Here is a 21,665-nt window from a genome sequence, read left to right as displayed (position 1 = left end):
GCAGACTTCTGTCTTGGCCAGCTGCTGCGCACCACCAGCCTCCGCGTCGACCGGCTGCCCGACGCGACGGAGCCAAAGACGAAGCACGGCCCCAACCACTCGCGCCAGCGAATCGCGCCCGCTTCCGCAAATAACCTAGCAAACGCCTCACGCTTTTTGCGAAATTTCCTCAAGCAGCGCCCGCGATGGGGGCCTAGGGTCTCGCATACGGGCACCCCGCTTGTTGAGGTTTTCATGTTCCTCGAATTCGATGGCCAAGGGCCGGCTTACGCACAACTTACCCGCGCCTTGAAAACTTCCATTCTCAACGGGCGATTGAAAGCCGATACGCGCCTTCCGTCCACCCGCGCACTTGCTCTGGAAGTTGGCATGTCGCGCATCACCGTATTGACGGCTTATGAGCAACTCCGTGCCGAAGGCTTCGTCTATGTCCGGGTCGGCGCTGGCAGCTACGTCAGCCACCTGCAAACCTCCCCACCCCTTCGCCTGCTGAAGGCGGAGCCGATCGCGGCACCGTCGCGTTACGCAAAGCGTGCGAGAACGCAGAGAGATCCATCGATCACGCGCCGCCATCACGGGCTGCGTCTGAATATGCAATATGGCGAACCGATGACCCAACCCGCGTTGAGTACCCTATGGGCCCGTGAACTCGCTCGCGCTGCGGTTTATACCCCGCTCGAACGGGGCGACCCGCAAGGACTGTTTGCCTTGCGCGAGCAGATCTGTCGCTACCTGGCACTGCGGCGCGGTGTCGATGCGCATCCGAACCATATGCTCATCATCAATGGCGCACAACAGGCCTATGCCTTGACCGCGCGTGTCCTGCTGAACGAAGGAGACGCCGCTGTAATGGAGGAGCCGCATTACTTCGGCATGTGGCAGTCATTCGCTGCGCACGGTGCCAGCCTGTTGCCCGTGCGCACGGATCACGAGGGCCTGGTATGCGCCGAGTTGCCAGTGCAGGCATCTCGCCTGATCTGCGTAACGCCTTCCCATCAGTTTCCTTCCGGCCCGACCATGTCGCTGTCACGGCGCCTGGAGCTGTTGCGTTATGCCGAAGCAAGGCAAAGCTGGATTCTGGAGGATGACTACGACAGCGAGTTTCGCTTCGACTCCCAACCCCTGGCTGCCTTGCGTTCGCTCGACGATGGCGACCGCGTGATCTATGTGGGCACGTTTTCCAAGGCGCTGTTCGGCTCGATGCGTCTGGGCTACATGGTGTTGCCCGCCGCGCTGCGTCAGGATTTCATCAACGCCAAATATCTGGCCGATATTTGCAATCCGGTGATTGAACAGGCCGCCCTGGCGCACTTCATGGAGAGCGGCGGCTTCGAGCGACATCTGCGGCAAATGGGCAGAACGCTCAAGGCGCGCCGCGAAGTGCTGATCGACGGGCTGCGGCGTCATGCCGGTGAGCGCATCCAGATTGCGGATTCGCACGCCGGTATGCACGTGGTTGTCTGGTTGCGCGACTACGATCACGCACAACTGGAGGCCCTGATCGATTACGCGCATGAGCACGGACTCGGCCTGTACCCGATTGCGCCGCATTACCACACAAGGCCCGCCATACCTGGCCTTCTTCTCGGCTACTGCGGGCTGTCCAGTCTGGAGCTGCAGGAGGCTGCCCAATTGTTCGGCGCATGCCTGGATGCGATAGATGCAGGAACGGTCTGCAGGTCAATGGAATCGTTGCCCTTGAGGCGACACTCCGGATGATGGTTTGGCCCATTTGAGAGAAACCCGCGAACACGGTCGCCCTGTTCAAGCCGGCTGATGCGATCCGTGTGCACGCGGCAGACTTCAGCTGTATGCCGTTTCCGAAAAACGGGCCGCTGGCGGCGTAGCCACCCGACCGCGCGTGCAAATCTCGCAGGCTGCTTTCGAGCGTGAGTTCGAACCGGTACGCATGCTGGAAGACGCTACTGCGCGCGCCGCAGCAGCGAGTATCGCTTCACCATAACTTGGCCGTTTTGGCCACTTTATGGCGATAAAGCCCACGCCCAGCGAAGGGCCGTGCACTTTGAGATAGATCGGACTAGCGATGTACCTCCCTAAAGGGGTGAATACGAGCTGTTCCCAAGCTGATCAACAAATCCGCAGTCGACTGCTCCATGCAGCTCGTGCTGCCCACGCATAAAAACGGCCCGCGAAGGCGGAGCCGTTTGGATTGAAGCAGACTCTGGCAATTACTGAGCTGAGGGTCTGCCGAACTTGTACGTCGCCTCCAGATACAACTGGCGCCCATACACACTGTAATTCGCTGAGTTGTAAGGGCCGAATACATAACCGGGATAACTGTTATCCACTGGCGGCATCTTGTTGAAAAGGTTGTTCACCAGGAAGGACAGCGTCAGATTTTTCGTCGGGCTGTATTGCACGCTGCCGTTGTAGGTAACCCAGGCTGCCAGATAACCCGTACCGGGCGCCGAATAATTATCAAGTGTGGTCGCCAGATAGTTGGGCGATCGACCATCACGGTTGGCAAACAACGTGGTGGTCCATTCGCCTAGACTCCAGGTCACCGAGACATTGGCCTTGGTCTTGAAATCGGTACTGTACAGCGGGCTGTCCAGGTAGTTGATGAACGGGTCGCCCGCGAGCGGTTGCTCTTCATGCTTTAGCTCGTCGCTGTAACTACCGGAGAACGACAAGCTGCCATAGGCGCCAATATCTACCTGATAATTCAGATTGGCGGTGATGGCATTGACCCGTTCCCGCGCTATGTTCTGATTCGGCGTATAGATATCCTCAATCGCACCGAATTGATTGCGCGTGATCGCATTGATCGCATTGATGCAACTCGGTGTAGTGGGATCAAGAATCCCCTGCAGACAAAGGGAGTTCTCCTGTGAAATCGTGTCCGGTGGCACCGTCCCCACTTCGTTGCGGATGTCGAAGTGCAGATAATCTACGGTCACTGAGAGCTTCGATGTCGGCGCCCATACGACGCCATAGTTCCAGTCTTTCGCCGTGATCGGTTTCAGATTGACATTGCCCGAGGTGCTGTTGAAATAGCTTGCCTGAGAATAGACGCCCGGACATTGGCCCAAGGTGGGGCCCGTGAACCCCAACTTGGCGCAGTTGTAGTAATCGGTGACCGAGCTGTAGTAGCCGCTCGTCCCGGAATACTCATCAGCCAAGGTGGGCATCTTGAACGCCGTGCCGTATTTGCCCCTGAGCAGCAGACTCTCGAAAGGGCGATATTCCAGCGACACCGTATACGTATTGTGCTTGACCTGGTGGCCGGATACTTCGTATCCGTCCCGACGACCGGACACATCCACGGTCAGTTGCTGCAGCAGAGGAAAATTCAGCTCGGTCGTGACGGCATAGCGCGAGCGATGCCCGGCACCCTGGTCCGCGGTATAATTGTAGATATCTCCATTGAAATAACCCGGGTCGGGCACATAGCCCCAGCCTTGGTTGCCTCCTTCCAGCACGACCGCGAGGCCGGCATCGCCGCCTGGCAAGGTGAATAGCGAGGCATTTGTCACCTGTCCGCGCAACATATTGTCCCAGGTCTTCCCCAATGTCGTGGCATAACCGGTGAAGCTATGATATTCCGCTGGCGTAATCGGGGTATAGAAAGCGGCGTAGTTGGGCTCGAAGACGGGCACCCCGTAACCATCAGGATCCGGCCCCAGGGTCGATGTCAAGTCCGGGCCCAGCACACGATTGGTAAAGAAGGTATTGATGGGATTCGTGAAAGCGACGTAACCACGTTCGTTGGTCTTGTCGTTGGAATGCGTAAAACCCAGATCGTAGTCCCAGTTCGATTGCCCGAACGTGCCTTTTCCACCCAGGCTGAACATATAGGCGTTTTCGACCTGCGTGTTCATGGAGTTCTGGTAGCCACCCACTTCTTCCGGCGAGAAGATACGCTGCAGATCCGTGTACTGGGCCCGGATGGGATCGTAAAATGTCAGGCCTGAACTTGAAGTCAGCCAGTCGGTGGCCCCTCCCGGCTGGTATTTCTGCTCCTGGTAGTTGTAGAGCAGGTCGCTGTACAACTGCAGGTTATCGTTGACGTCAAAGGTCGCGTGGGTATACAGGTTTGCGGTCTTGCTTTCATTGGCCAGCGTGACATAGGCCTGTTCCCCGTAGTACGACCCGCAATAATTTCCGCTATTGGCGCGATACCTGTACCCCGTCGTTCCGCCGAACCCAGCCGTCGTGTTGGCGCAATTGTTGGGATCCGCGAATTTATAGCTATCAATGCCCAGCGTGGGATCAGTGGCCAGATAATCCCGCTCCGCGATGGGTCCGCCGACGGCATCAAGATCAGCCTGGGCGGTCAGCGACCGATCGTAGGCCCAGATAGGTTGCGTACTCTCGAATTGCACGCCGGCAATCAGGTTGAATTTGCCGACATTGAAACTATCGGCCAGATAGCCCCGACGCGCCGCACCGCCGCCGTTGCTGTTCCAGCCGTAGCGCACGTCCAGCACTGGTGCGTCGATCTTCTTCTTGAGCACGATATTGATCACGCCGGCAATCGCGTCCGAACCGTACAATGACGACTGCCCGCCCGGCAGGATGTCGATGTGGTCGACCATTTCGACCGGAATGCTGCTCAGATTGTTGAAAACATCACTGCCGTTGTAGAGCGCGGGGAAATTGCCCATCGGGCGGCCGTCGATCAGGTACTTCACGTAACCGGGCGAGAGGCCAAACAAGCTAAGCGTCTGTGCGCCTTGTGTGAAAGTTCCTACAGCCTCAGGGCCTGTCACGCTGCCTACCGCATTGGAAGATTGCTGTAGCGCCTGTGCCACCGTGGCAAATCCACGCGCCTTCAATTGGTCCGCCGTGATGGTCACTGTGGGCGTTGCCGTCTCGATTTGCGTCTGCGGAATCAGCGAGCCGGTTACGGTGACCGCCTGCAGCTTCTTGGCCTTGGCGGCGTCCGGCGCTTGATCGGTGCTCTGCTGAGATGTGCTCTGCTGGGATGCATCGGTCTGGGTCGACTGCGCATAGGCAGAGGTATAGCCAAGCGCCAGGGTTGCCACCACGGCAACCGTCAATTTCGACTTGATCATCATCCAGATTCCCTCGGATTTTGGAAAAATCATTGAGGTGGTGCACGCACCTTGAACAATCCCTACCAGCACGCATTTTTGGCAGTATTAGCAATACCTAAACGGAAAGTGATTTCATATATCCAATTTTGCTCGGTTCGCACAGGACCAGTTGCGGCGTCACCCCATTCTGAGTAACACGAGGCTTTAGAGTCCGATCCCATGAGATGAGGAGATCGGACGTGAAGAAGCATTTTTCGGAAGAAAAGATCATTGGCTTCCTGCGGGAAGTCGAGTCAGGTTTGGCAGTGAAGGAGCTGTGCCGCCACCACGGCTTCTCGGAGGCCAGCTACCACCTGTGGCGCAACAAGTTCGGCAGCCTGAGGTGTCCGAGGCCAAGCGCCTGCGCGAACTGGAGACGGAGAACACGCGGCTGAAGAAGCTGCTGGCCGAGTCGATGCTGGAATCGAGGTCACTCGCGAAGCGCTGCGAAAAAGTGGTAACCGCATCGGCACGACGGCTGCTGGTGCGGCAGATGATTTCCCAGGGACTGAGTGAGCGGCGTGCATTGCGCACTGAGCATTCCACCAGCACCGTTCGCTATGCCAGCAACATGTGCATGTGCATGTGCATGTGCGCGTGGCCAATTTATGGCTTAACGCACAACATGGGAGGCATCACGGAAAGATGGTGCGCCCGGCGGGATTCGAACCCACGACCCCTGCCTTCGGAGGGCAGTACTCTATCCAGCTGAGCTACGGGCGCATGTATGGCCGCGTGGTGAAGGGCAAATGCCGACACCACGGGGAGCGCAGTATAGCGGAGTTGCCGAGGGGCGTGGACGAGCTGGCGACTGGTTTGGCCATGGCCAAGCACCCTCGTCCGTTCCGCGCCCCGGGAGATCCGTGAGCGCGGCCGGTGAACCTCAGCGTGCCTTGAGCAGGTTGGCCAGCGTGTCGGGCTTGCTGCTGTCGCGTACCAGGTGCGGGTATTTCAGGCCGTCGTGGTAGTCGACGCGGATGGTCTTGTACTGGTCGAAGTTCTTCACCAGCAGCTCGATGCCCTGGCTCTTGTCCTTCGCCGCGGCGGTAACCGCATCCTTGAGTGCATCGGCGTCGTAGTCGTGGCCGTTGACGGCGATCACGCTCATGCCCGGCGAGATGCCGGCCTTGAACGCCGGGCCGTCCCACAGCACGTCGCCGATCGCGCCATCCTTGCCGACCGAGAGGCCGATCGAGTAGGTGAGGTCGGCGGTGTGCCGACGTGCTTCCACCGCCTTCACCGCCGCCGAGGGCTGGTCGGTATAGACCAGCTTCCAGCCGTGACCCTCGATGCCGCCGATCAGCGGACCGTGACCGTCCAGGCGCGTGCGCAGATAGCTGGCCCAGTCGAACGGCTCGATACCGTTGAGCGTCTTCACCACGTCGTCGAAGGTATAGGTATTGGCGGCCCACTCGCCGTTGGCCATGCCGAAGAACGCCTTGCCGAAATCGTCGATGGAATGCTTGCCCTTGCTCAGCTCGCGCAGGCGGGCATCGACGTCGAGCCAGATCATCTGGCCGCCGGAGTAATAGTCCTCGCTGGCCTGGTAGTTGCGGTACGGCAGCGGTGCGCGCTGGGCGATGATCGGGTCGTTGGTGGTGTCCTGAATGTTGCGCCAGCTGGCGAGCCCGGGGCGACCCTGGTCGTAGGTGGCGGCAACGAAGGCCAGCATGTCGCGGGTCTGCTCGTCGGTCCACAGGCCCGAGCGCGCGGCCATCACGTAGCCCCAGAACTGGGTCTGGCCCTCGTACACCCACAGCAGCGAATCCTGCATCGCCACGTTGAAGTTCGGCGTCCACAGGTCGGCCGGCCGGCGGTACTTGCCATCCCACGAATGGTTGAATTCGTGCGGCAGCAGATCGCGCACCACCGAGTTCTTGTCCCATTCGGTGAAGTAGCCGGTGCCGACGCCGTCCTCGCTGGAGCGGTGATGCTCCAGCCCGTTACCGCTCATCTTGTCGCTGAGCGAGAAAAGGAAGTCGTAGTGGTCGTAGTGATGCGCGCCATACATCTTGTACATCTGCTGCACCAGGTTCTGGTGCACCTTCAGCTGCGCCGGGGTGATCTCCAGATACTTCGGCGCATCCGCCACGATGTCCATGTGCACCGGCGCTTTCGCGCCCGGATCCAGGTCGACGCGCTTGAAATACTTGCCGGCGTAGATCGGCGAATCGACCAGGTCGTTGTACGTGATCGGCTTGAAGTTCACCGTGTCGCCATCATGCGAGGCCACTTCCAGCGCGCTGCCGAATTGCCAGCCGGCGGGAAACTTCACACTGGCTTCGGCCATGATGCGCCGACTGTAGTAGCCGGCCGGATACACCGTGTTGGCGTTCCACTGCAGGTTGAGCATTTCCGGCGTCATCACCACGCGGCCCTCGCGGGTGCTCTGCGGCGACAGGAACTGGAAATCCAGCTCGACGCTGCTGGCGCCCTGCGGCACCTCGACGTGGAACGCGTAGACATTCAGCGTATCGCGCTTCCATGGCAACACCTTGCCGTTCGCGCTCACCACCAGCCCGGCCAGCTTGTCGATCGGGCCGGTCGGTGAATGATTGCCCGGCAGCCACTGCGGGTACAGCAGGGTCAGCGGACCCGGCTGCGCCGGCACCACCTCGTGCACGCGGAAGATGCGATGGGCCACGTCGGTGGCATCCACGCTGATCTTCAAGGTGCCCTGGTACGGCACATCCTGCGGCGCCGGGACATCCGCCAGTGCGGCGAAACTGGCCAGCCCGAAGGCGGTGGCGGCAAGGGCGGAAGCGAGGCGGGTGACTTTCAAAAGCATTCTCCGGCATGGATGGGGTGATTCGGACACCTGCCCAACCGGGCTGCCAGACCGGTCAGATGCAGGGAATCCGCGCCATGGCACGGATTCAAGGGGTCGATGCTAGCCCCGTCACACTGCGCTTAACCCATGCCGAAGGTCATGACCGCATGCCGGCGCAGTCGGCGGTGGCCATCTGCAAGCGTTCATGGCATCCATCTTGCTGGATGCAGGGTGATGACCACACCTACTCCCAGCGCCAAGACCCGCATGCACGCCCTGTTTCCGAATCCGCAGCGCACCGACAACCCGGAGCAGCACCGCGAATACATTCGCTATCTGGCGCAGCAGATGAGGCCGATGATTCATGCGCTGATGCTGGTGGCGGTGCTGGCTTACGTAACGGCTACCGGCGCCGCCACCGTGTTCAGCGCCTCACCGCTGTCACTGTCGCTGCGACTGACACCGCTCCTCCCACTGTTCCTGGTGGCGGCGGCAGTTCGACGCGTGCAGCAACCGCGACTGCTCAGCCTGCTGACCCTGCTGTGCGTGCTGCTGCTGGAAATCGGCATCAACCTCAATGGCATCGGCCGCGTGCAGGGGCAGCCTTGGGTCATGCCGGGCCTGTTGCTGCCGGTGGCCTCATCGGTGGTCTGGCTGGAAGCCTGGGACTTCGCCATCGCGATGGCCTTGTGCGCGTTCGGGCCGTTGCCGATGCTGCTGCTTCGCACTGGCAACGGCGTGCACGTGGTGCAGTACGTCGTCTACATGGCGATCGCCATCGCGCTGTCGGCGGTGCTGCGCGGCTTCATGGCGCGCACCTTGTTCGAACAGTACCGGCTCGAACGCCAACTGCGCGAGCAGGCCAACACCGACGGCCTGACCGGCCTGCTGCGGCGCAATCGCTTTCTCGAGCTGGCGCGGCTTGCCCTGCATGACATCTGCCGCGAACACAAGCCGGTGTGCATGCTGTTTCTGGATGCAGACCACTTCAAGCAGCTCAATGACGATCATGGTCATGCCGCCGGCGATGCCGCACTCATCGCGCTGGCCGCGACCTTGCGGGCGCAGATGCGCCAGACCGACCTGATCGGCCGCATCGGCGGCGAGGAATTCGCGATCCTGCTGCCCGGACTCAACCTGCAGCAGGCCGCCCAGCGCGCCGAACAGTTGCGCCGGGCCGTGCATGCGATCCGGCGCCCGGACGGCGTACTGACCGTCAGCATCGGTATCGCCGAGTGCAACTACCCCGGCGAGGCGATCGAGACCCTGCTCGCACATGCGGACAAGGCCATGCGTCAGGCCAAGAACGGCGGCCGCGACCGCATTGTCAGCGCCTGATCAAATCAGGCACAAACCGCCTCGTACTGCACCGGTTCATGCCAGCTTGCTGTGTCGAATGCCGTACGCGAAATAGATCACGCAGCCCAGCGCCATCCAGATCACAAAGCGTTCGTAGGTGATCCACGGCAGGCCATAGATCAGCACCGCTGAGAACACGATGCCCAGCGGAGCGGTGAACCACACCGCCGGCGTGCGGAAGTTGCGCTGCAAGTCGGGCCTGCGCACACGCAGCAGCATGATCGAACCGCAAATGATGATGAAGGCACTCAGCGTGCCGATGTTTACCAGCTCGGCCACCTCGCCGATCGGCAGCAGGCCGGCGATCAGTGCGGTAAACAACCCAAGGATGATGGTCGGCCGCGCCGGCGTGCCGAAGCGCGGACTGACCTTGGCGAACCACGCCGGCAGCAGGCCATCACGCGCCAGCGCAAACCAGATCCGCGCCGCGCCCAGCATGAAGGCGAACAGCACGCTGGTGACGCCGATCACCGCGGCGATCGCGATGATGATGCTGAGCCAGTGCAGGCCAATCGATTCGAACGCATCGGACACCGACGCATCACCGCCGAGGTGGCTGTACGGCGTGATGCCGGTGAGTACCAGCGACACCGCGATGTACAACACCATCGCGATCGCCAGCGACAGCAGCACCGCGCGCGGCAGATCACGCTGCGGATGCTTGGCCTCTTCCGCCGCGGTGGTCAGCGTGTCGTAGCCGAACACCGCGAAGAACACCACGCTGGCGCCGGTCAGCACGCCCTGCCAGCCGAAGTGGCCGAGGCCGGTGGTGGCATCGACCACGCGCGCGGGAATGAATGGATGCCAGTTCGCGGTATTGATGTAGAACACGCCCACCAGCACCACCAGCAGCACGCCGATCACCTTGATCGTCACCACCGCCGTGTTGAAGCGCGCGCCCCATTCGGTGCGCACGGTCAGCAGCACCGCCACCGCTACCGAGACACCGGCGGCGATCACGTTGAAACGATGACCGTCGCTGGGTGCGGCGATCGCGGTCGCGCCGTGCGCGCCGAACACTTGCTGCAGGTAATACTGCATGGTCTGCGCGCTCATGCTCTGCTGCGCCCACTCCGGCAGATGCACGCCGGCGGAGGTCAACAGCACCTGCACATAGCCGGACCAGCCGATCGCCACCACCGCGACCACCAGCGCGTATTCCAGCAGCAGATCCCAGCCGATGATCCAGGCGACGAACTCGCCGAGCACCGCGTAGCCGTAGGTGTACGCGCTGCCGGTGACCGGGATCAACCCGGCGAACTCGGCATAGCAGAGTGCCGCGCAGGCACTGCCGAGACCCGCAATGATGAAGCTCAGCGCGACTGCCGGGCCGGCATTAGTAGCAGCCTGCTGGCCGGCCAGCACGAAGATGCCGACGCCGATGATGCCGCCGATGCCGATCGCGGTGAGCTGCCACAAGCCCAGCACGCGGCGGAAATCGCCACGCGAGCCCACCTCCGCCTGCAACTGCTCGACCGACTTGTGCCGCACCAATTTGCTGAAGAAACTCATCGCCTGACCCTGTGGAAGCAAGCGGCGATCATAGCGAATGCGCCCGGACACACACAGCGCACTGCAACACGACCGCTGGAACTGTAGGAGCGGCTTCAGCCGCGACGCCCTTCAATTCGCCACGGAAGCCATACCCGCAACAGAAGCCGGCCGACCCAGCCACGGCAATGCCAAGGCGCTGAGCCCGAACACCGCCGCGATGGCGAGCGCGATATGGCCGTCCAGATGGTCGATACCGAACCAGCGACCGAGCAACGGCGGCAGCAGCGCAGTCAGCAGCACGCGCAGACCTTCCACCCACAACGCCCAGCGCCGCCGCTCCATCAGCGCGCCGAGCACGCTCAGGCTGGCCACCAGATAGAGCGCATAAGCGAGCAACGCCGGCAGGCTGGCGCTGCCGGCCATGCCCAGGAACTGCGTAGTCATCCCCAGCAGCAGCGCGAACTGCACCAGGGCATAAACCATCAATGCCTTCGGCACCGGCGGATCGAAACGCTCGCTGGGCATCACGAAGGCCGGTTTCGGATAGCGCGCCGCCACGTCGGCCGGCCGCCAGCCCGGTGGCTTGATCCACAGCAGCAGCTTGTCGCGCCAGCGCTGCGCGTGCCACGCATCCACCGCCGTGTGCCAGTACACCTCGGCATTCGCCCATAGCGGATTCCAGCTGCGCAGTGGCGAGCGCGTGCCGTAGACCGGCGGATCGTTGTCGTCTTCCTCGACGAAACTGCCGAACAGCCGGTCCCACACGATCAGGATGCCGCCGTAGTTGCGGTCGAGATAGCGATCGTTCACCGCGTGATGCGCGCGATGGTTGGACGGCGAGCAGAACACCCGGTCGAACCAGCCGAGCCGGCCGATCTGTTCGGTATGCACCCAGAACTGGTACAGCAGGTCGATCAGCGCCACGATCACGAACACCTTCAGCGGTACGCCGAGCACGGCCAGCGGCAGGTAGAACAGCCAGCTCAACAGCACGCCGCTGCCGGTCTGGCGCAACGCGGTCGACAAGTTGTAGTGCTCGCTCTGGTGATGCACCACGTGCGCGGCCCACAAGATGTTCACCTCGTGTCCGCAGCGGTGCAACCAGTAGTAGCAGAAGTCGTACAGCAGCAAGGCGCCAGCCCACACCCACAGGCTGTCCGCCGGCAGCGTGAACAGCGCCAGATGCTGCACGCACCAGGCGTAGATGCCGAAGGTCAGCAGCTTGCTGAACACGCCAACGACCTGCGAGATCACCCCCAGCCCGATGCTGTTCATCGCGTCATTGGTGGCGTACGCGCGCCGGCCACGCAACTTCGCCACCAGCAGTTCGATCCCGATCAGCAGGAAAAACACCGGGGTGGCCCAGGTGATGATGAGTTCCGACGTGTTCACTGTGCAGCACCTGCCCCGACCAGGATGTCGTCGCGCTGCACCGAGCGCGCGATCCACCACAAGGCCAGATAATACGTCGACAACACCCACAGGCTCGATAACGGGATCGCAGCGTGAAAGCGATTCCACGCCAGCACGCTGTCGCTGAGCATGAACAGCATGGCGCCCACAGCGGCGCGCCGCGCGCTGCCAGCCTGCGCATCGCCACGCCGTACAAACGTCCATGCACGTGCGAGTGCCTGCCCGCCCATGCTGGACAGCACCACGACGTAGACGATCACCGGCAACCGCAGCGGTGCCGCGATCGAATCCCACAGCAAATACAGATTGATCGCGCCGTAGGCGAGGCTGGCGAGCAACCACCACGGCCGCGCACCAAAACGGCTGTCGCCGATGAAGGCCGCGATAAAACACTGGTGACCACACAGGAACGCCACGAGTCCTGGCACGAACAGATCCTGCGGCAGCATCAGCAACACATCGCCCAGCAGCGAGCAGACGATACCAACCAGTATCCAGCGCTGGTAGCGCACAGACAGCGGCGGCTGTGTGCGCCATGCCAGCAACAGGATCAACACCGTGGCCAGCGGCTTGCACAGCCAGTGCAGCCACAGCCAAACCGCACTGGCCGCACCGCTGGCCATCAGTGCGCCGACGATCGCGCCCAGCGCGACCACCAGCGTGGCCAGCGCAAGCCAACGGGAGACCGGCCGGGATACGGCTGGCAACGTGATGACGGACATGCATGACCCCACATAGACTGGCACCCGATCATAGCCGCGCCGCCGCCCGGGTGACGCGCTTCAGCGCGCGTCGAGCGCCTTGCGGCCGATCGCCGGAGCGTCGGTGAAGAACGCATCGATGCCGGCGTCGAGGCAGGCGCGGATCTCGGTGATCGAGCCGGCTTCGTTGAAGCTGGCCGGATCGTCGCCCCGCCACAGGCTGCGCGGCAGGAAGTGGTTTTCCGGGCGGAACGTATACGTGTGCACCTCCAGTCCTGCCGCATGTGCTTCATGCACCAGCGCAGTCGGCGTGGCGAATCGTCCCGCCGCATCGAGCGGCACGATCGCGCGACTGTGCGGGCCGATCGCATCGGCGTAGGCGGCAACTTCACGCAGGCCATCCGGCGTCATCATCCGCGCATAGTCGAGCTTGCCACCCGCCACATCCCACGGCTGCTCCGCGGGATCGCCCAGCAACTGCAGCAGGCGGATGTTCGTCGGCGCGGCACCCAGCCGTTCGCGCAGGTAGCGCAGATTGCCAATCTCGAACGACTGGATCTCCACCGGCGCATGGCGCGTATACGCCTGCTCGGCCAGCGTGGCCAGCAGCCGCTCCTCCATCGCCAGGCCGAGCCCGGCGAAATAGCTGCCGTGCTTGATCTCCGGAATGATGCCTACCATGCGGCCGCCAGTTGCCGCGGTCGACGCCGCCAGCTCGATGATCTCCTCCAGTGTGGGTATCTCGAACTCGCCGTCGTACTGCGTGCTGCGCCATTGCGGCAAACGCTCACGCGCACACAGCGTCTTCAGTTCGGCCAGCGTGAAGTCTTCGGTGAACCAGCCGGTCGTGGTCTGGCCGTCAATCACCCTGGTGCTCCGGCGCAGGGCGAACTCTGGATGGCTGGCCACATCGGTGGTGCCACCAATCTCGTTCTCGTGGCGCGCCACCAGCACGCCATCCTTGGTCATCACCAGATCCGGCTCGATGAAGTCGGCGCCGTCGGCGATCGCCCTGGCATACGACGCCAGCGTGTGTTCCGGCCGCCATGCCGGCGCACCGCGATGGCCGATCACCAGCACCTTCGCGGCGAGCGGCCTCTCATGAGCGTGCGCGGCAACGGACATGGCCAGCATTCCGGTGGTTACGGGGGCAATCCAGCATAAAGGTTATTGCCTGAGCCTCTCGCAAGCGACGATACGAAGAGCAATCCGCAGGGTCCACATGCGTGTAAAGCGCGTAAGATCGGATGCGGAGTCCACCGCGCAGGGATGCATTCCTCGCCGCTGGAGGTAGCATCATGATTCGCCTGGTTCTAACCGCGTTGCTCGTGACCTTGGCATTCGACGCACAGGCATCACCTGACACCTGTCGCATCACTGGCACCGCTTACGACTACACCGGACACCCGTTGCCCGCCGCCGTGATCGGCCTGATGGATCGGCAAACGAAGCAGACCACGTACCGCGCAGCCGATGCGAATGCCGCATTTGCATTCGCCGATCTTCCCGTGGACATCAGTGGCCAACGTTACCGGCTCGATGTGGTGAGTCCGGCCATCGAAGTCACCGGCAGCCATATCCCGACACGCTCCATCCTTGGCATCGCACCCGCTTTCGCATGCGGTGCCGGTCAGCGTGTGCGTGCAGACGTAAAGGTCGAAGTACGCTGACGGGAACGCTCTGTCCAAGACCCGTACGCGCCCGGACGAGTTCATGCTGAACCGCTTCTTCGTCTTGATTGGCGAAGCAGTTTGGTGCTTGATCGTCAGCCGTGGCGTTGATGAACGCGCTGGTCCAGACAGGCATCGGGGTTTCAGCGAATGTCGCTTGAGGAGCGCGCTTTTCTAGCGCGTGGTACGCACGACACAACCCGCGCCATACAGGTCGCGATAGACCTGACTCACCCGCTCTTCCAGTTCACCGCCTTGACGAGACTTGTTGAAGGCGTCGTTTAGCTGCTTCTCGGCAAGATGCAGGTTGCGCAGGAACCGCCGGGTGTCGTTCGACAGGCCGAGTTCGGCCATCTGCTGTTCCAGGATCGCTTCGTCTTCGACAATCCGTGCTTGCTGATCTTTCGATGTGATTTCGGTGAGCATGGGCGTGCCGGTCGTGAAGTCGTTCATGACCGTTACCAAGCAAGACACTTGCCAGTACGCCGTTGCCCAAGACAACACCCGGACGCGCACAAGCTGGCTCCCGCATGCCGCTCAAGTCTTCACACGAACATGAATGGCGCGCGCGATGTGCATCACACTTTCATGTGAACCGGGAGGCCGGGGAGTGCCGCATGACGACAGAAACTGCCCTTGCCTGACCCCACGGTCAGCCGTGGAAGTGCGGTACGCACATCCGGCGCCAACCAGATCCACCCTTCACTGATACACGTGCAGTCGCCCGAAGGTCCACGCATGGTAGGAGTCGATCAGGCCGGGTACGCCGCAGTCGTCGTAGAGCCCGTTGCAGCGCGTGCGCAACGCGGTCTCCGCGGAGAAATACGCATCCTTCGGCACGCCGGCGGCCTGCAACACCATGCTGGGCAGGAAGGCGATGTCGAGCATCGGATAGCGCGGCAACGGCGGCCCGGCGAAGTTGCTCTTGATCATGTAGTAGGTCAGGTAATCGCGGTACGGCTGCAGCGGCGTGGGCAGCGTGCGCTGCAGGCCGCGGATCAGTCCGTCGAACGATGGCTGGTGGTCGCCGAAGTGCACCAGTACTGTCGGCTGCTCACGGTCGAGGAAGTCGTGCTCCAGCCCGCGCATCGCCACGTCGGAATCGTGCAGGCGCGACAGATAGGTATCGAAGTTGAGTGCCGGCGTGGCCTTCAGGCCATGCAGCAGGTTCTGGAACGGTACCGGCAGCGTCGACATCGGGTCGTCGTGCGGGCCGTGCTGGTTGATCGTCAGGATCATCACGAACACCGGCTGGCCCGGCTTCTTCACCTTGTCGTAAACGCGCTTGGCCGCGTCGAACATCTGCTTGTCGGTCTCGTCCCATTCTTCCAGGCCGAGCTCGTTGACGTCGTACAGGTGATCGAAGCCATACGCCGTGTACGCGTTGCGGCCGTTGATGAAGTTGCCTTCGGTCGGGTAGATGCCGATGGTGAGATAGCCGAGCCGGCGCAGCTGCAGCGCCAGCGCATCATGCACGTGCGGCGCCAGCACGAACGGCGCATACATGCCGCCGGGTCCGAAGATGTCCTGCGGCATGCCGGTCAGCGTGGCGAACTCGCTGACCCAGGTGCCGCCACCGAAGGTATGCACGCGCAGCACGCCGGTGCCGCGGGTGCGCGCATCGGTCTGGAACATTGCCAAATGGCATGCCGGCACGGTGCACACATCGTAGATCGATGGATCGAAGGTGCTTTCCTCCAGCACCTGCACGATGTCCGGATACGGCGGTGGCGCGGCACCCGGTTCGCCCGCCGCGGTCGACCCCCACTGCTGCTCGGCAACGGCATCGCTGGACATCGCCGGCAAGGTCACAGCGGAGTCGCGGAAGTTGACGAAGAAGTTGGTCAGCTGCGCGTCGTCGGAAAGCTTCTCCCATACATTGCGCGAGTGCACATGCGCGAACAGGCCGCTCGGCAGCATGCACAACCAGAACGCGAACACGCCGAGCGCGATACCGCCGACGCGCACGCCAAATGCCGGCCAGCGCCGCAATCCGCGCAGCACGCGCCAGTCCCAGCGCCACACCAGGTACAGCAGCGGCGGCACCAGCACGCAGATGCCGATCCCCAGCAGATACAGATGCGGGTAATGCTTCAGCGTATCGACCAGACTGGTGCTGGCGTAATAGATGAAGTCCGACGGCATCAGCTGCGATTCGAGATAGCGCTGCTTCAACTCCGAGATGAAATGCAGTGCGACGAACAGCCCGCCACTGACCACCAGCGCGGTGGCCACTCGCGCAAACACGAACAGCAGCACGACGAACGTGCACAGCATCAGGCTTGCGATGAAAGCCTTCTGCAGCGGTTCGGGCTCAAGCAGCGCCGTGCTGGCGACGCAGACGGCAAAAAGGATCACGGCACACAGCGACACCACACGGGCCCGCGTGACATGTAAAAAGATTTGACGCATAAAGTTGAAAGTCCCCCTGTAAGGACTCGGCGTGTGACCAAGGCGCCATCTTACGGTCTTGCACCGGCAACGGGCGGATTGCCCGGCGCGCCGTTCCACCGGCGTTGGGTAATGCAGTGCACGCCATGCAAGGCAAAGGGTCACCCCGATCTGTTAGTTTTTACGGTCTGAACCCGCACGCGCCCTACGGAACCACCATGTCACCACGTCGTCTTCCCCTCACCATTCTTGCCGCTTCCCTGCTCGCCGGTTGCGCCAGCCATGCCGTCAAGCCGAACCCGCTGCTGCAGGACGGCGCGCGCGCGAACGTGGCGATCCTGGAAACCACCGACATCCATGCCAACGTGCTGAGCTACGACTACTACAAGCTCAAGCCGGACGACTCGCTTGGCTACGAGCGCACCGCCACCCTGGTCCGCCGCGCGCGCGCCGAGTTTCCCAACACCTTCCTGTTCGACAGCGGCGACACCATCCAGGGCAGTGTGCTGGCCGATTATCAGGCGCTGGTGAAGCCGGTCGGCTGCGACCAGGAGCTGGCGATTTACAAAGCGATGGATACGCTCGGCTACGACGGCGGCACCGCCGGCAACCATGAATTCAACTACGGCCTCGGCTTTCTGTCGCAAGTCACCGGCACGCCGATGAACGTCGATGGCGGCCATGCCAACCAGTGCGCCGGCCCGCATTTCCCGCTGGTGCTGTCCAACGTCGACAGCGCGCGCAATGGTCAGCCCATCTTCAAGCCGTGGGCGGTGGTCACGAAAACCATCGAGGCGTATACGCAGGACGGCAGCAAGGTCAGCGTGCCACTGAAGGTCGGCATCATCGGTTTCACCCCGCCGCCGATCATGCAGTGGGACAAGCAGAACCTGGCCGGCAAGGTCACCGTCAGCGGTGTGGTCGAGGCGGCGCAGAAGTACCTGCCGGAACTTGAGGCGCAGCATCCCGACCTGATCGTGGCGATCCTGCACGGCGGCCTCGACACCGCGCCGTACACCCCGCAGATGGAAAACGGCGGCTGGTACCTGGCCGGCATGAAAGGCATCGACGTGCTGCTGCTCGGCCATTCGCATACCGAGTTCCCTGGCCCGCATTACGCCGGCATGAAGGACGTCGACGCACGACTTGGTTTCGTCCGTAATGTGCCGGCGGTGATGGGTGGTTTCTTCGGCAAGGACCTGGGCGTGATCCAGCTGGTGCTGAATCGCCAGAACGGACGCTGGGTAGTCGACCTCGACAATACGCACAGCGAAGTGCGGCCCATTTGTCCGCAGAAGAACCAGTGCGTGCCGGTCGATCCGGAGATCGCGCCGCTGGTGCAGCAAGCGCATGAAGCGGCGATCGCCTACGTCAACACGCCGATCGGCAACAGCACGCTGCGCCTGAGCAGCTACTTCTCCGACGAGGGCAACATGACCGCCCTGGCTGCGGTCAACGCCGCGCAAGCCGACTACGTGCGCAGCGAACTGCCACGACTACATCCGGAGCTGCGCGATGTGCCGGTGCTCTCCGCCGCCGCCGCGTTCCGCAGCGGCTTCGGCGGCCCCGACGACTACACCGACGTCGCGCCCGGCCCGCTGACCCTGCGCAGCGCCGCCGACCTGTACTTCTATCCGAACACGCTGGCCGCGGTGAAGATCGACGGCGCCGGTCTCAAGGCCTGGCTGGAGCAGTCCGCCGAACGCTTCCACAGCATCGACCCGAGCAAGGCCGACGCACAGGAACTGATCAACGACCACGTCCCCGGCTTCAACTTCGACCAGATCCAGGGCGGCATCCACTACGTCATCGACGTGTCGAAGCCGGTCGGCCAACGCATCACCTCACTGACGTATCACGGCAAACGGGTCACCCCGAACCAGTCGTTCATCGTCGTCACCAACAACTACCGCGCCAGCGGCGGCGGCAACTTCCCCGGCCTCGACGGCAAAAACATCGTGCTGTCCGCGCCCGATGGCACCCGCGAGATCCTGGCCAAGTGGCTGGAGCAGCATCGGACGATCGGCGCAAAGGATCTCGAACCGACTTCATGGAAGTTTGCGCGGTTGAAGACGCATGGTCCGGTGGTGTTCAAGGGCGCCAGCGACAAGCAGGCGCTGGCGCATGAAGCGGGTCTCGACGATATCCAACAGCTCAAGGATCACGGCGACGGCACAGCGACTTATGCGATCGATTTTTCGCATTGACATCTAAGCCACGAAGGTCGGGAGCGAAGGGTGCTGGATAAACTGCAAAGACTGTTATCTGGCGAGCCTAGAAGCTCAGCCAACCAAGTCACATCGCCGTTGCCTTCATTCATTTCCGATGAAGCGCCATGCACACTTCCCAAAGGCTTTTACGTATACGCCCACACGACATCGAAAGGTCAACCGTTCTACATCGGGAAAGGTACTGGTCGTCGCGCTTGGTCACTAGATCGAGAGACACTCTGGAATCACTACGTCGAAAAACATCTACAGGGTGAGTATCGCGTAAAGATCGTGGCTGACGGACTTACGGAGGATCAAGCTCTCGAGCTTGAAGAAGAGCTCATGCAGCAATACGGAGCAACACTGGTCAACCGCCAGAACTTCGGTCGTGGAATAAACCTCGCCGAATGGAAGCGCGAGGAGGAATTTCGTCGGCAGCGCGACGAGGCAGTTGCGACCGCAAGTAAGGCAAGCCGAGTTGACGAGCGCATCAAATACTTGGAAAGCGCATTAGCCCTGCACGATCAGGCCTCGGCATGCAATGTGGAACCCGGACTGGTTGGGCAGATCCTCCGTGAACTTCCGCCACTTGGAAATTTCGAAATCATCAAGGCACTCGTGACGGCTCATTTAGAAGCCGCAAATGTCGAAGGTGCCGATTTGGCACTCCGAAGGTATCTCGCTCGATATACAGGCCACGTGAGCCATAAGGGCATAGGCGTAATTCAACGACGCGTTACAAAAGCGATGGCAAAGAAGGCGAAACCTTAGGTCTCGCGATAAGGTGAGACCTCTCGAACACCTACCCATCGACAGCCAGATCGTCGATGAGCCGATGCGGCGCGGTGGCAAAACGATGCCACCCTGCGTGCCAGCAGAACACGCTACAAGGTTCCCGCGAAGAATGATGATTAGACAGCGGGGCTACACCCCCCGCTCGCGCGGCTTGCCGCAAGAATCATATCCGCCGCCTTCTCACCGATCATCGCGCAAGGCGCCTGCGTATTGCCGCTGATCACGCGCGGCATGATCGAGGCATCGACCACGCGCAGGCCTTCGATGCCGCGCACGCACAATGAGGGATCGACCACGGATTCCGCATCGCCGCCCATGCGGCAGGTACCGACCGGGTGATAGATCGTATCGGCGTGGGCGCGGATCAGCTGGCGCAGTGTTTCGTCGTCATCGCATCCCGTGCCGTAGATCGTGCGCCCATTCCAGCTGGCCAATGTGGACGCGGCCATGATGCGCTGGCTGATCCTGGTGCCGGCGACCAGGGTGTCGAGGTCGCGCGGATCGCTGAGGAAATTCGGATCGATCAGCGGCGCCTTGCCCATATCGGCGCTGGCCAGGCGAACCTGGCCGCGGCTGTGCGGACGCAATACGCAGACGTGGATCGAATAACCCGAACCCAAATGCAGCTTGCGGTTGTGGTCGTCGACGATGCCGATGCAGAAGTGCAGTTGCAGGTCGGGCCGGTCGAGCGAGGGATCGCTCTTGAGGAAGCCGCCGGCTTCGGCCACGTTCGTGGTCAGCATGCCGCGCCCGTCGCGACTCCATGCGCGCATGCTCATCATGCCTTGGTACAGCACCGGCAAGCTGATGCCGAACAGGCCCGGCGCCTTGGCGCGTACATTCAAGGTGTAGTCGACATGGTCCTGCAGGTTCTGTCCGACTTGTGCGCGATCCGCCACCACATCGATGCCGTGCTCGCGCAGGTGTTCGGCTGGACCCACGCCCGAGGCCATCAATAGCTGCGGCGAGCCGAACGCACCGGCCGACAGGATGACCTCGCCGCGCGCGCTCAGCGAATGTTCGACCCCGCCATTGCGATAGACGACGCCGGTGGCACGCTTGCCCTCAAAGCGGATACGCCGGACCTGGGCATCGGCGATCACCTGCAGATTGGCTGGCCGCGCGCCAGCCGCACCGAGGTAGGCTTCGGCGGCATTGAAACGGCGGCCGGCTTTCTGGAAGACCTGATAGGCGCCGACGCCTTCCTGCACGGCGCCGTTGAAATCGTCATTGCGCGGAAAGCCCGCTTGCACGGCAGCATCGATCAGGGCGTGAGTCGCCGGATTGCGCTCGCGCAGATCCTCGACCCGCAGCGGACCGCCGACGCCATGCAGCGCCGAGGCGCCGCGCACGTTGTCCTCGCCGCGCTTGAAATACGGCAGCACGTCGTTCCAACTCCAACCGTGGCAGCCCAGCGCTGCCCAGCCGTCGTAATCCTGCGGCTGACCGCGCATGTAGATCATCGCGTTGATCAGGCTGGAGCCACCGACGCCGCGCCCGCGCGGCTGGAAACCCTGGCGCCCCTGCAGCCCCGCCTGCGGTGTCGTGGTGTAGGCGTAATTGGCCGAGCCTTTCAGACCCACCAGACCGGCAATGCCCAGCGGCACTTTCGAGAGGAGCGGCGTGCGCTCCGGCCCGGTCTCGAGGATGGCGATGGTCAGGTCGGGCCGCGCCGCGGCCAGTCGCGCGGCCACCGCGCAACCGGCCGGGCCGGCACCCACAACGAGATAATCCACCGAGTCGGCCATCGTGCGTATCCTCAAGGAGCCGTTGGGGTATCACCGCACCATACGTGATCATGA

14 protein-coding genes, 1 tRNA gene and 1 pseudogene are annotated in these 21,665 nt (G+C 62.3%); 6 read left to right on the top strand and 10 right to left on the bottom strand.

Translation table 11 applies throughout. The features are described 5' to 3' along the window. The first annotated feature begins 234 nt into the window (after window positions 1–234). Window positions 235–1,719, top strand: coding sequence for a PLP-dependent aminotransferase family protein (locus B0E48_RS00730; RefSeq protein WP_077515542.1), 1,485 nt, complete (start codon window positions 235–237; stop codon window positions 1,717–1,719). Between the two features lie 470 nt (window positions 1,720–2,189). Here B0E48_RS00730 and B0E48_RS00725 read toward each other — a convergent pair whose 3' ends face one another. After that, window positions 2,190–5,042, bottom strand: coding sequence for a TonB-dependent receptor (locus tag B0E48_RS00725; protein WP_254423799.1), 2,853 nt, complete (start codon window positions 5,040–5,042; stop codon window positions 2,190–2,192). 203 nt (window positions 5,043–5,245) lie between these two features. On the opposite strand from B0E48_RS00725, the pseudogene B0E48_RS17950 reads away from it, so the two are divergent. After that, window positions 5,246–5,589: pseudogene (locus tag B0E48_RS17950) on the top strand (transposase); the annotation flags it as partial. A 117-nt stretch (window positions 5,590–5,706) separates the two neighbouring features. Here B0E48_RS17950 and B0E48_RS00715 read toward each other — a convergent pair. Further along, window positions 5,707–5,783 (bottom strand) — tRNA-Arg (locus B0E48_RS00715). A gap of 160 nt (window positions 5,784–5,943) precedes the next feature. Continuing rightward, window positions 5,944–7,842 carry a M61 family metallopeptidase gene (locus B0E48_RS00710; RefSeq protein WP_077516814.1) on the bottom strand — a complete coding sequence of 633 codons (1,899 nt, stop codon included), beginning with the start codon at window positions 7,840–7,842 and terminating at the stop codon, window positions 5,944–5,946. A 222-nt stretch (window positions 7,843–8,064) separates the two neighbouring features. Between B0E48_RS00710 and B0E48_RS00705 the strand changes: the two genes are divergently transcribed. Next, window positions 8,065–9,168 (top strand): GGDEF domain-containing protein, encoded by a 1,104-nt coding sequence (locus B0E48_RS00705; protein ID WP_343124584.1) that lies wholly within the window; start codon window positions 8,065–8,067, stop codon window positions 9,166–9,168. 36 nt (window positions 9,169–9,204) lie between these two features. On the opposite strand, the gene B0E48_RS00700 is transcribed toward B0E48_RS00705, so the two are convergent. The 4 genes from B0E48_RS00700 to B0E48_RS00685 form a co-directional block, all read right to left on the bottom strand. After that, complete coding sequence (locus B0E48_RS00700) at window positions 9,205–10,701, bottom strand: amino acid permease (RefSeq protein ID WP_077515540.1); 1,497 nt, start codon at window positions 10,699–10,701, stop codon at window positions 9,205–9,207. Window positions 10,702–10,812: 111 nt separating this feature from the next. Further along, the gene (locus B0E48_RS00695; RefSeq protein WP_077515539.1) at window positions 10,813–12,075 is read right to left on the bottom strand and encodes a sterol desaturase family protein; all 1,263 of its coding nucleotides are present in this window, start codon (window positions 12,073–12,075) and stop codon (window positions 10,813–10,815) included. After that, on the bottom strand, window positions 12,072–12,818 hold the full coding sequence (locus tag B0E48_RS00690; protein WP_077515538.1) for a lysoplasmalogenase: 747 nt from the start codon (window positions 12,816–12,818) through the stop codon (window positions 12,072–12,074). The genes B0E48_RS00695 and B0E48_RS00690 overlap by 4 nt, the downstream gene beginning before the upstream one ends. A 60-nt stretch (window positions 12,819–12,878) precedes the next feature. Continuing rightward, window positions 12,879–13,922, bottom strand: coding sequence for a glycerophosphodiester phosphodiesterase (locus tag B0E48_RS00685; RefSeq protein ID WP_077516812.1), 1,044 nt, complete (start codon window positions 13,920–13,922; stop codon window positions 12,879–12,881). A gap of 173 nt (window positions 13,923–14,095) precedes the next feature. Between B0E48_RS00685 and B0E48_RS00680 the strand changes: the two genes are divergently transcribed. Beyond that, on the top strand, window positions 14,096–14,467 hold the full coding sequence (locus tag B0E48_RS00680; protein ID WP_077515537.1) for a hypothetical protein: 372 nt from the start codon (window positions 14,096–14,098) through the stop codon (window positions 14,465–14,467). A 174-nt stretch (window positions 14,468–14,641) separates the two neighbouring features. On the opposite strand, the gene B0E48_RS17945 is transcribed toward B0E48_RS00680, so the two are convergent. Together B0E48_RS17945 and B0E48_RS00670 are read right to left on the bottom strand one after the other, a co-directional pair. Beyond that, window positions 14,642–14,920 carry a hypothetical protein gene (locus B0E48_RS17945; protein ID WP_254423798.1) on the bottom strand — a complete coding sequence of 93 codons (279 nt, stop codon included), beginning with the start codon at window positions 14,918–14,920 and terminating at the stop codon, window positions 14,642–14,644. A gap of 249 nt (window positions 14,921–15,169) precedes the next feature. Beyond that, window positions 15,170–16,825 (bottom strand): sulfatase-like hydrolase/transferase, encoded by a 1,656-nt coding sequence (locus tag B0E48_RS00670; RefSeq protein ID WP_343124583.1) that lies wholly within the window; start codon window positions 16,823–16,825, stop codon window positions 15,170–15,172. Window positions 16,826–17,076: 251 nt separating this feature from the next. Here B0E48_RS00670 and B0E48_RS00665 point away from each other — a divergent pair, with 251 nt between their 5' ends. Next, window positions 17,077–19,065, top strand: coding sequence for a bifunctional 2',3'-cyclic-nucleotide 2'-phosphodiesterase/3'-nucleotidase (locus B0E48_RS00665; protein WP_077515536.1), 1,989 nt, complete (start codon window positions 17,077–17,079; stop codon window positions 19,063–19,065). Window positions 19,066–19,095: 30 nt separating this feature from the next. After that, window positions 19,096–19,839: a hypothetical protein gene (locus B0E48_RS17410; protein WP_139350109.1), complete on the top strand. Its 744-nt coding sequence runs from the start codon at window positions 19,096–19,098 to the stop codon at window positions 19,837–19,839. Window positions 19,840–19,979: 140 nt separating this feature from the next. Here the strand turns inward: B0E48_RS17410 and B0E48_RS00655 are convergent, their stop codons facing one another. Further along, a complete protein-coding gene (locus B0E48_RS00655; protein ID WP_077515534.1) occupies window positions 19,980–21,611 on the bottom strand; it encodes a GMC family oxidoreductase N-terminal domain-containing protein in 1,632 nt (543 codons plus the stop codon). Between the last annotated feature and the right edge of the window lie 54 nt (window positions 21,612–21,665).

The sequence above is a fragment of the Rhodanobacter sp. C03 genome (assembly GCF_002001175.1).
Classification (GTDB): Bacteria; Pseudomonadota; Gammaproteobacteria; order Xanthomonadales; family Rhodanobacteraceae; genus Rhodanobacter.
Note: the sequence above shows the minus strand (reverse complement) of the source record. Positions and strands in the feature narration are given on the sequence as shown.

Bases quoted from the DNA above. Each gene is read 5' to 3' on its own strand.
- B0E48_RS00700 (WP_077515540.1), bottom strand. From the start codon at position 10,701: ATGAGTTTCTTCAGCAAATTGGTGCGGCACAAGTCGGTCGAGCAGTTG.
- B0E48_RS00705 (WP_343124584.1), top strand. From the start codon at position 8,065: ATGACCACACCTACTCCCAGCGCCAAGACCCGCATGCACGCCCTGTTT.
- B0E48_RS00665 (WP_077515536.1), top strand. From the start codon at position 17,077: ATGTCACCACGTCGTCTTCCCCTCACCATTCTTGCCGCTTCCCTGCTC.
- B0E48_RS00690 (WP_077515538.1), bottom strand. From the start codon at position 12,818: ATGTCCGTCATCACGTTGCCAGCCGTATCCCGGCCGGTCTCCCGTTGG.
- B0E48_RS00655 (WP_077515534.1), bottom strand. From the start codon at position 21,611: ATGGCCGACTCGGTGGATTATCTCGTTGTGGGTGCCGGCCCGGCCGGT.
- B0E48_RS00685 (WP_077516812.1), bottom strand. From the start codon at position 13,922: ATGTCCGTTGCCGCGCACGCTCATGAGAGGCCGCTCGCCGCGAAGGTG.
- B0E48_RS17945 (WP_254423798.1), bottom strand. From the start codon at position 14,920: ATGAACGACTTCACGACCGGCACGCCCATGCTCACCGAAATCACATCG.
- B0E48_RS00730 (WP_077515542.1), top strand. From the start codon at position 235: ATGTTCCTCGAATTCGATGGCCAAGGGCCGGCTTACGCACAACTTACC.
- B0E48_RS00725 (WP_254423799.1), bottom strand. From the start codon at position 5,042: ATGATGATCAAGTCGAAATTGACGGTTGCCGTGGTGGCAACCCTGGCG.
- B0E48_RS00680 (WP_077515537.1), top strand. From the start codon at position 14,096: ATGATTCGCCTGGTTCTAACCGCGTTGCTCGTGACCTTGGCATTCGAC.